Genomic DNA, 9,616 nt, shown 5'->3' on the forward strand with positions numbered 1-9,616 from the left:
AGCAAGCGATTATTGACTATGTTCGCTATTACAATCATGACAGGATCAAACTAAAACTAAAAGGCTTGAGCCCGGTGCAATACCGAACCCAAGCCGCTTAACTTAATTTTTAAACCCGTCTAAACTTTGGGGGTCAGTTCATTTGGGAGGCTTTTCCTATTATCTGAAAAACTCTTATTGTTTGCGGGTGTTCTGACGGCGTTGTTTGTAGTTGATACCCGTCTGACGGCCATTACCTGCCGGGCTGCCGACACGATCCATCGCGCAACGGAAGCCGACCGTGCTGTTGGCCTGATCTTCTTCAAGGAAGCGGCGGGTGCCGGGGCTGAGCCAGTAGGCGCGGTCGTTCCAGCTACCCCCCTTGATGACGCGGGATTTGTTGCTGATGAGGGTGGTCTTACCATAACCGTAAGCAATGCCGGAGATGGTGGAGTCACCGTCAAGATAGTTGATCACGTCACCCTTCTGGTAGTTACGGCGGGTGATGCTCTCGGAATCGGTGACGGCACGCATCTTGATGCGACCAAGGCTATCGCGTTCGGCCTTCCCTTCCTTGCCGTAGTCGACGGTTTGGAATTTGTTACCGCGGTAGGGCGAAACGTCGTCGGCGTCCTGACCCGTCATCGGGCGATAGACGTCGGCTACCCACTCACTCACGTTACCGGACATATTATAAAGACCGAAGCCATTGGGGAAGAAAGATTTTACAGGTGCGGTGTAAACGGCGTTGTCATTCAGACCACCGGCCACACCCATATTGTCACCCGCGCCGCGTTTGAAGTTGGCCATAAAGGTACCCTGCCAGCTGCCATGACGCGTATCGCGAAGGCCGTTGACGTTGCTGCTCCAGGAATAGACCTGTTTGTTGGCGATCAACTCCTCACCGTGTTGCCCATCCTTTTTGGCAGGCATCGGGTTCTGGCTGATATAGCCAAGAGCGGCGTATTCCCACTCGGCTTCCGTCGGGAGGCGGTAGTTGGGAAGAAGGATCCCGTCTTCGAAGGTAACCTGGGTACGGGGGGTACCGTTGGGGTTCTTGAGGGGATTGCTCTTCGTACGGGCTTTCTTATCGGGAGTGGCCTGGAACTCACCCATGAGGTAAGCCTTCGTGTTGAAGTTTTCCTGGCCGAGACCTTGAAGGTTCTTAACGGCGTTTTGGTTGATATAACCGCGATCCATCAGAAGCTTTTCGTTGACCCGGTCACTGCGCCACAGACAGAAGTCATGCGCTTGTTTCCAGGTTACGCCTACCACAGGGTAGAAGTTATACGAGGGGTGGCGGAAATAATATTCGACCATGGGTTCGTTATACGCCAGTTCACTGCGCCAGCACAGGGTGTCGGGCAGGGCGGCATCCCGCACAGCTTTGTACTCGTCGGCGTCAAACACCAGGTTGATCCAGTACAGATATTCGCGGTAGTGGATATTTGCCACTTCGGTCTGGTCGATGTAGAAGCTATTGACAGTCACACGTCTGGGGACGTTGTTCCAGTCTCTCATCACATCTTCCTGAGTCGCGCCCATGGTGAATGTACCACCCTGAACGAACACCAGGCCGGGACCGGTACGTTGTTCTTTTTCTTTCGAAACCTGGAATCCGCCCATCTTTGAGTCGTTGTAGTTCCAGCCGGTGACGCTGGACTGCTCCGGCTTCTTTTTAAAGCAGGAGGCAAAGAAGGATACGGAGATTGCCAGGATTGCTAGGTTTTTCAGATTCATAATTTGACGCATTTAGCCGTAAAGAGAAGAAACGCTCCCTTGAGGGTAATTATTGTATAAAAATACGTGCCGAACTTATTCACAGTTGCCAGCAATGGGACAAATTCCAGGCCGGAGAATCCGATTGAACCGGAAAGTTTTATATTTACCGCCCCGGGGCAGGCCGGACACACGGTTCGGTACGGACTTTGTTTACCAAGGCGGGCAATATTTTTGCCCGGCCTCCGTTGGAGAGGAGTTGCAACGAGGGTGTTTATCAAGGGCGTCGGCCGACCCGGCAAACAACCATCACAAATTTGCAATATCTTAAAAATCATTAATTTAGCAGCCTATATCGCAAATCTACATCTCTACGTTTGTAAAAAATGAAAATTAATCAGCTCATGAAAAGATTTTACCAGGGATTAGCTGCTTTATTAGTGTTAGTCTTTGCGGGGCAGGAAGGCGCGTTGGGCCAGACAGCCAATCAGCTCAATGTTACCACCACTGCCGTACCTTTCCTACGGATCTCTCCGGATGCCCGTGCCGGAGGTATGGGCGACCTGGGTGTCGCCACCTCACCGGATGCTTCCTCATCCTTTTACAACCAGGCAAAGATCCCCTTCGCCAAGAAGGACCTGGGCATTGGCCTGACCTATACTCCCTGGTTGAAAGACCTGGGACTCAACGATGTATATCTTCTTGCATTCTCCGGCTACAAGAAACTGGACGATCTTTCCGCACTGTCAGCCTCGATCCGGTATTTCAGCCTGGGGAATATTCAGTTCACAGATTTTAATGGCAACGAACTGGGCAGCGGTCACCCCCGGGAATTCAGCTTCGATCTGGGCTATTCCCGGAAGCTCGCCGATAAGCTGAGCATCGCCCTGGCCGGCCGGTACATCTATTCCAACCTGGCTTCGGGCTATGCCGCCAGCGGCAGCACCTATCAGCCGGGAAAGACCTTTGCCGCCGATATCTCCCTGTACTATCACGGGGTGACGGATGACAAGGGTGGCTGGAACTTCGGCCTGGCGCTGACCAACCTGGGCGGCAAGGTCGGCTACACCAACTCCGCGGTCGAAAAGGATTTTATCCCCGCCGATCTTGGCCTGGGGGCAAGCTATACCACCATTTTCAACGAGGACAACAAGCTGATGGTGGGGCTGGATATCCACAAGCTATTGGTTCCCGTTCCGCCGACGGCTACCGGCAACGACTCCATCGACAATGTCAATATCGCCGCCTATCATAACAAGTCGCTTACGGGCAGCTGGTTCAGCAGCTTTGGCGGCGAGAACCAGTTCAAGAGCCTGCAGTTCTCCCTGGGTGCGGAGTATGCGTACCAGGATCAGTTCTTTGTCCGCGCCGGTTACTACTACGAGGACCCGACAAAGGGCGACCGGAAGTATTTCAGCGTAGGCGTCGGTTTGAAGTACAATGTCATGGGGCTTAACTTCTCCTATCTCGTGCCCTCGGGCAGCGGGACGAACCGCAACCCCCTGTCCAACACACTTCGGTTCGGGCTGACCTTCGATCTCGACACCAACGAGGGGAATACCAATACCCAGACGACGACCAACTAACTTCATCATATAGTACATATCTTTGAAAGGTCCCGGATTGTCCGGGACCATTTTTTTATACCAAAGGCGCGATCATATGGGAATGCGGATCGGTTTCGGAATAGATTTTCATCAGCTGGCGGAGGGCCGGGCCTTCTGGCTGGGCGGGGTGCAGGTCCCCTCACCGCGGGGAGCCGTGGGGCATAGCGATGCCGATGTGCTGATCCATGCCATCTGCGACGCCCTGCTTGGGGCGCTGGCGCTCGGGGATATCGGGCAGCACTTCCCCAATACCGATCCCGCGTACAAGGATATCGACAGCAAGATCCTGCTGGCAAAGACCTGGCGGCTGGTGAAGGACCGTGGGTGGCGGGTGGTGAACATCGACAGTACGGTGACGCTCGAGGCGCCGAAGATCATGAAGTATGCGCCCGCGATGCGCGAGACCATGGCCCGGTTGTTGGAGATCACCATGGAGGACGTCTCCATCAAGGCGACGACGACGGAGCAGATGGGGTTTGTCGGCCGGGGCGAAGGGCTCGTGGCCTATGCGACGGTACTGTTGGAGAAGATTTAGGAGGGCCCATGGCTTCGTCAGGATGGGCCGAAGGCCAATCGGCCGAAGGCCCGTCATAAGACGGGCGAAGCGCAGGGCTTATTTTTTAGCTTAAGCCCATAGCTTCGTCCTATATTTGCGAAATGTCAATGATAAAGGTTAAGATCATCAACCAATCTCCCAATGCCCTGCCCGAATATGCAACGGCCGGGTCTGCGGGCATGGACCTCCGGGCCCATCTCGAAGCGCCCGTGGTTTTGCAACCGCTGGAAAGGCAGCTGATCCCTACCGGCCTGTTCATGGAACTCCCCCATGGCTACGAAGCCCAGGTGCGCCCCCGCAGCGGACTGGCGATCAAACAGGGGATCACCTGCCTCAACACCCCCGGCACCATCGACTCCGACTATCGGGGCGAGATCAAGGTGATCCTGATCAATCTCTCGCAGGACCCGCAGACCCTGCATCCCGGCGACCGCATCGCGCAGATGGTGGTCAGCCCCGTGATCCAGATCGGCTGGGAGAGCGTCGAGATCATCAATGAAACGGCCCGTAACGCCGGCGGATTCGGACATACAGGAAAATTGTAATTAACCTATGCAGAAATTCATTGCGGCCCTCGTCCTCGGTTTGGTAGTGATCGGTTTTATGGGGGGCTGCCGCGGCACCAAGAAGATACAGAAGGCGATCGCGACGACGGCCATTCCCCGGGATACGACGGGTGATGCCGCCCGGGCGGCGGCGCGGGCCTCAAAGCCCCATGATGCCCATGCCGACTCGATGGAAGTGATCCGGCAGTCGCTCGTGGGCCTGGTCCATAACACCATCGACTTCCAGACTTTTTCGGGCCATATGCATGTCCACTATGAAGGCGCCGACGGCAAGGGCTCCGAATTCAATGCCGTCGTGCGGATCAAGAAAGACAGCATGATCTGGGTCTCGATCAACGCCTTCGCGGGCATCGAGGCCTTCCGCCTGCTGATCACCCCCGACAGCGTGAAGATCCTCGACAAACTAAAGAAGATTGCCCGCCTGCGGTCCGTCACCTACCTGCAGGAACAGATCCACCTGCCCATCGATTTCATTACCCTGCAGGATCTGCTCATCGGCAACCCCATCTATGTGGATACCGCGCGTATCCTCTTCTACAAAGAGGATAACAAAGGAGTGACCCTGTTCAGCGCCGGTACCCCCTTCCGCAATTACCTTACGCTCAACCCCGACTATACCCTCCAGCACAGCAAGCTCGACGATGTCGACCCCCTGCGGGCCCGCACCGGCGACCTCACCTATGGGGAGTACGACCACGGCGGAGGAATGAATTTCTCGACCTACCGGCGCATATCTGTTGCCGAGAAGACGAAGGTGGATATCGAGATCAACGTGAAGCAATTCAAGTTTAACGAACCTTTAAGCACTTCTTTTCAGGTTCCGAAAAATTATAAGCGCCGTTAGACGTTACTATTTTGTAACTTAAGGTATATGCTGAAAAAACTCGCAACTGCCGCAGTTGTCTTACTGGCTTTCGCCGGCCGGTTGGCTGCCCAGCAGCCCCCCGTTCAGAGTCGGGCAGACCTGGAAAAAGAACGGGCCACCATCCAGAAGGAGATCGAGGACGTGAAACGGACCCTTGACGAGACGCATACCCACAAACGCGAGACCCTTGGCCAGCTGGCCCTGTTGCAGCGCCGGCTGAAGCTGCGGGAGTCGGCCATGCGCAATATCAACACACAGATCAACGTGATCCAGGGCGATATGAACGAGTCCTGGCGCGAGATCCTGAAGCTGCGGTCCGAACTGGACACCCTCCGGGTCCAATATGCCCAGAGCGTCGTCTTCGCCTATAAGAACCGCAGCAGCTATGACTTCCTGAACTTCATTTTTTCCGCCTCCAATTTCAACGACGCCATCCGGCGCATCCAATACCTGAAGTCTTACCGGGCCTACCGGGAAGAACGGGCCGAGAATATCCGCCGCACCCAGGATCTGCTCAAGGGCAAGATCGACGGGTTGAAGGTGACGCGTCAGGCAAAGGACGAAGCGCTGAAGAAACAGAACCGGGAACGGGCCCTGCTCGAGGATGAAAAGAAGGAGAAGGATGCCATGGTCAACCGGCTCCAGTCACAGGAGAAGTCGCTGAAGAAAGAGATGGCGGCCAAACAACGCCAGGACCAGAAGTTGGCCGGCGCTATCAATGCGGCGATCAAACGCGCGCGCGACCTGGCGATCAAAGAGGCGAGAAAGAATGCGGATGCGCGGGCTGCTTCGGATCGGGCTATCGCTGCCGACAGGGCCAATGCCGCAAAGGCAAACCGGCCGGACGAAGCTGCCGTGGCGCCGGCTACCCTCAATACAGTGAAGACGTCCGCCAAGTCGGTGTTCTCTTCCGAAGAGGACGTACATCTGACCGGGGACTTCGAGATCAACAAACACCGGCTTCCCTGGCCGGTATCCGGGACGATCTCCATGTCCTTCGGCCGGCATGAATATATCAAAGGGATCTGGCACGACAACGCGGGGATCACGATCGACGTGCAGGCGGGAGCCGCGGTGAAATCCATCTTCAAAGGCGAGGTGCAGAGCGTCTTCAGCGTCGGCGACGTCCAGGCAGTTATGATCCGGCACGGGAAATACTTTACCACCTACTCCAATCTCTCCACCGTTTCGGTGACCAAGGGGCAGCAGGTGTCGACCGGGCAGATCATCGGCCGGGTAGGCGAGATCGCGCAGTTGGAGTTTGTCCTTTCAAACGAAAAAGGGAATAACCTCAACCCCGAGACCTGGTTGCGGCCGTGATGGATGCGTCAGGGATCGGCAGGAGCGCCGTGCGCGACAGAGAGCCCGGCCCTTAGGGGACGCCCTAAGCCAGCGTCAGGAACCGGTTATACAACGCCTCATACTGCGGGACGATGCGGTGAATATCAAAATTCTTCGCATGGGCGGTGGCGTTAGCCTTGAACTCTTTTAGCGTCTCATCGTTCTGCAGGATGCGGATGGCGTGCTCGCTCATCGCATGAATATCCCCCACATCATCGAGGAAGCCCGTTTCGCCCTGGATCTGAATTTCCGGGAGCCCGCCCGCATTGGTCGAAACCACGGGAACGCCCGCCGCCATCGCTTCGAGTGCGGCCAATCCAAAACTCTCATATTCCGAGGTGAGGAGAAATAGATCGGCTACGGCCAGGATATCCTCCATCTGTTCCTGCTTGCCTACGAACCGGGTGTCGTCGCAGATATCGAGGTCGCGGCAAAGGCTCTCCGCGCCGGAGCGTTCGGGACCATCGCCGACGAAGAGCAGCTTACTCGGGATCTTCTTGCGAACGATCTCGAAGATCCTGACGATATCCTGTACGCGTTTCACCTTGCGGAAGTTGGACGCGTGGAGGAGGATACGTTCGCCGTTGGGCGCGATGACCCGGCGGAAGGCGTCGATCGGTTTGCGATGGAAGCGGTGGGTGTCGACGAAGTTGTGGATCACGCGGATCTCCTTCTCGATGGGGAAGGTGCGGAAGGTCTCGTCGCGCAGGTTCTGCGAAACGGCCGTGATGGCGTCGCTTTGGTTGATCGAGAAGGCGACGACGGGGGCAAAGGTCTTGTCGCGCCCCACGAGCGTGATATCGGTGCCGTGCAGGGTGGTGATGACGGGGATATAACGGCCCTGCGCCTCGACGATCTTCTTGGCCATGTAAGCCGCGGAAGCATGCGGGATGGCATAGTGCACATGTAGGAGGTCCAGCTGGTGGTTGATGATGACATCGACCATCGAGCTGGCGAGTGCCGTTTCGTAAGGGGGGTAGTCAAAAAGCGGATAGTTGGACACGCGCACCTCATGGTAGAAGATGTTCGCGTTGAACTCATTGAGCCGAACCGGTTGCTGGTAGGTGATAAAATGCACCTGGTGACCTTTGTCGGCCAGGGCCTTTCCCAACTCCGTGGCCAGTACGCCGCTTCCACCAAAGGTGGGATAACAGACAATTCCTATGCGCATATTTTATTTTTTGCCGTTGGCTAAGATAATAAGATTCCTACCTTAGCGGCAAATTAACATCGATGCACCCTAAATTGTTGAGTCGCAGTTTACTAATCTTTTTATTGGTAGTTACGGCAGGTGCCGCGTGGGGGCAGACGGGGGAGGATTCCGTGCTGATCCGCCGGCTGGCGGACACGATCTTGACGGACGGCAAGGCCTACGGCAATCTGCGGGTGCTGACAAAGACGGTGGGGGCGCGGCTTTCGGGCAGCGCCGGTTACTATAAGGCCGAGAAATGGGGCCAGGCGGCCCTGCAGGACGCGGTGGCCGACAAGGTCTGGCTGCAGGAGTGCATGGTTCCGCATTGGGTGCGGGGTGGAAAAGATGAGGCGAACTTCTGGACCGACAGCAAGGCCGGCATGGCCGGAAATGCGCGGCAGATGGGCGCATTGGATATCCTGGCGCTGGGCAATTCGGTGGGCACGGGGCCCAGGGGCATCAAGGCGCCCTTGATCCTGGTCCACAATTTTGACGAACTGGAGCAGCACAAAGACGACCTGAAAGGCAAGATCGTCTTCTACGACTATAAATTCAACCCCTTCTTCGTCGAGACCTTCCAGGCTTATAGCGATGCGGTGCGGTACCGGGGCGCGGGCGCAAGCCGCGCGGCGAAATATGGGGCGCTGGCCGTGCTGGTGCGGAGCATGAGTTCTTCTATCGATAACAACCCGCATACCGGCGCGATGAACTATAGCGATACCACACACAAGATCCCGGCCGTCGCGGTGGGGCTGCGCGATGCGGACCGGCTGGCCGCCGTTTTGGAAGACGGGCGGAGCGTTGTCAGCGTCTCTCTCCATACGAACGCCCATATGCTGCCCGATACCCTTGCGCACAATGTCATCGGCGAGTTGCGCGGTTCGGAATTCCCCGATCAGTATATCACGGTGGGCGGTCACCTCGATTCCTGGGACCCCGCCGAAGGGGCGATGGATGACGGCGCGGGCTGCGTACAGTCGATAGAGGTGCTGCGGGCGCTGAAGGCGATCGGCTATAAGCCACGGCATACCATTCGCATAGTACTTTTCGCCAATGAAGAGAATGGCGGCCGCGGCGGTCGCGCCTATGCGGCGGCGGCGAAGGCGGCAGGCGAGAAGCATCTGCTGGGGCTGGAGAGCGATAACGGCGGGTTTACGCCGCGCGGGTTTACGCTGTCGTTGTCGCCGGAGAAACTGGAAGCAGTTCAACCCTGGGTATCCCTGCTAAAGCCTTATGGCGTCTACGAACTGGCGAAAGGCGGCGGCGGCAGCGATGTCGGTCCGATGCAGTCGCAACTCGGCGCCGTGGTCGGCGAACTGCGGCCCGATTCGCAACGCTATTTCGACTATCACCATGCGCGCAACGACGTGCTCGAAAACGTGAACAAGCGGGAGCTGGAGATGGGTACCGTGAATATGGCCGCGCTGATCTATCTCGTCGATAAGTATGGGTTCTAAATAACTGATCCGGTATGAAAAAAATTGTCGGGATAGTCGTGGCGGTGATCGTGCTGGGTCTGGCGATCTGGTTCTACTTCCGCTATGAGCGGCCCTTTGGCGAAGGCGTGAAGGCGGGCACGCTCAACTATGTCGTCTACAAAGGATATCTCTGGAAAACCTATGAAGGCGAGGTGATCCTCGCCGGGTTCCAGAACAAGCCGAACAGCGCGCTGCAAAGCAACGAGTTTACCTTCAGTATCGAGAACGAAGCCGTCGCCAAACGGCTCGAGCTGGCCAGCGGCAAAGAGGTGCAGCTCCACTACTACGAATATCTCGGCGCCCTGCCCTGGCG

10 protein-coding genes are annotated in these 9,616 nt (G+C 56.7%); 8 read left to right on the top strand and 2 right to left on the bottom strand.

The window, feature by feature from the left end:
- Nucleotides 1-101 (top strand): IS3 family transposase (locus tag VGM48_RS18445; protein WP_331581370.1); only part of this gene is annotated, 101 nt, incomplete at its 5' end.
- A gap of 73 nt (nucleotides 102-174) precedes the next feature.
- Here VGM48_RS18445 and VGM48_RS18450 read toward each other — a convergent pair.
- Nucleotides 175-1,719, bottom strand: coding sequence for an SUMF1/EgtB/PvdO family nonheme iron enzyme (locus tag VGM48_RS18450; protein ID WP_331581879.1), 1,545 nt, complete (start codon nucleotides 1,717-1,719; stop codon nucleotides 175-177).
- 383 nt (nucleotides 1,720-2,102) lie between these two features.
- Between VGM48_RS18450 and porV the strand changes: the two genes are divergently transcribed.
- The 5 genes from porV to VGM48_RS18475 all read left to right on the top strand — a co-directional run bounded on the left by porV (nucleotide 2,103) and on the right by VGM48_RS18475 (nucleotide 6,612).
- Nucleotides 2,103-3,284, top strand: coding sequence for a type IX secretion system outer membrane channel protein PorV (porV, locus tag VGM48_RS18455; protein ID WP_331581881.1), 1,182 nt, complete (start codon nucleotides 2,103-2,105; stop codon nucleotides 3,282-3,284).
- A gap of 76 nt (nucleotides 3,285-3,360) precedes the next feature.
- Nucleotides 3,361-3,840 (top strand): 2-C-methyl-D-erythritol 2,4-cyclodiphosphate synthase, encoded by a 480-nt coding sequence (ispF, locus tag VGM48_RS18460; RefSeq protein WP_331581883.1) that lies wholly within the window; start codon nucleotides 3,361-3,363, stop codon nucleotides 3,838-3,840.
- A gap of 122 nt (nucleotides 3,841-3,962) precedes the next feature.
- On the top strand, nucleotides 3,963-4,406 hold the full coding sequence (gene dut, locus VGM48_RS18465; RefSeq protein WP_331581885.1) for a dUTP diphosphatase: 444 nt from the start codon (nucleotides 3,963-3,965) through the stop codon (nucleotides 4,404-4,406).
- Nucleotides 4,407-4,413: 7 nt separating this feature from the next.
- Nucleotides 4,414-5,271: a DUF4292 domain-containing protein gene (locus VGM48_RS18470; RefSeq protein ID WP_331581887.1), complete on the top strand. Its 858-nt coding sequence runs from the start codon at nucleotides 4,414-4,416 to the stop codon at nucleotides 5,269-5,271.
- Nucleotides 5,272-5,298: 27 nt separating this feature from the next.
- Nucleotides 5,299-6,612 (top strand): murein hydrolase activator EnvC family protein, encoded by a 1,314-nt coding sequence (locus VGM48_RS18475; RefSeq protein WP_331581889.1) that lies wholly within the window; start codon nucleotides 5,299-5,301, stop codon nucleotides 6,610-6,612.
- A 64-nt stretch (nucleotides 6,613-6,676) separates the two neighbouring features.
- Here VGM48_RS18475 and bshA read toward each other — a convergent pair whose 3' ends face one another.
- The gene (gene bshA / locus VGM48_RS18480; protein WP_331581891.1) at nucleotides 6,677-7,804 is read right to left on the bottom strand and encodes an N-acetyl-alpha-D-glucosaminyl L-malate synthase BshA; all 1,128 of its coding nucleotides are present in this window, start codon (nucleotides 7,802-7,804) and stop codon (nucleotides 6,677-6,679) included.
- Between the two features lie 104 nt (nucleotides 7,805-7,908).
- On the opposite strand from bshA, the gene VGM48_RS18485 reads away from it, so the two are divergent.
- Both VGM48_RS18485 and VGM48_RS18490 read left to right on the top strand, forming a co-directional pair.
- Nucleotides 7,909-9,282 carry a M20/M25/M40 family metallo-hydrolase gene (locus VGM48_RS18485; RefSeq protein WP_331581893.1) on the top strand — a complete coding sequence of 458 codons (1,374 nt, stop codon included), beginning with the start codon at nucleotides 7,909-7,911 and terminating at the stop codon, nucleotides 9,280-9,282.
- Nucleotides 9,283-9,296: 14 nt separating this feature from the next.
- Nucleotides 9,297-9,616: hypothetical protein (locus VGM48_RS18490; RefSeq protein WP_331581896.1), on the top strand; the 320-nt coding region annotated here is incomplete at its 3' end.

Origin of the sequence: Puia sp. (assembly GCF_036500295.1) — a bacterium.
Classification (GTDB): Bacteria; Bacteroidota; Bacteroidia; order Chitinophagales; family Chitinophagaceae; genus Puia.

Excerpts from the sequence above, each read along its gene's own strand:
- VGM48_RS18450 (WP_331581879.1), bottom strand. The coding sequence starts at position 1,719 with ATGAATCTGAAAAACCTAGCAATCCTGGCAATCTCCGTATCCTTCTTT.
- porV (WP_331581881.1), top strand. The coding sequence starts at position 2,103 with ATGAAAAGATTTTACCAGGGATTAGCTGCTTTATTAGTGTTAGTCTTT.
- ispF (WP_331581883.1), top strand. The coding sequence starts at position 3,361 with ATGGGAATGCGGATCGGTTTCGGAATAGATTTTCATCAGCTGGCGGAG.
- dut (WP_331581885.1), top strand. The coding sequence starts at position 3,963 with ATGTCAATGATAAAGGTTAAGATCATCAACCAATCTCCCAATGCCCTG.
- VGM48_RS18470 (WP_331581887.1), top strand. The coding sequence starts at position 4,414 with ATGCAGAAATTCATTGCGGCCCTCGTCCTCGGTTTGGTAGTGATCGGT.
- VGM48_RS18475 (WP_331581889.1), top strand. The coding sequence starts at position 5,299 with ATGCTGAAAAAACTCGCAACTGCCGCAGTTGTCTTACTGGCTTTCGCC.
- bshA (WP_331581891.1), bottom strand. The coding sequence starts at position 7,804 with ATGCGCATAGGAATTGTCTGTTATCCCACCTTTGGTGGAAGCGGCGTA.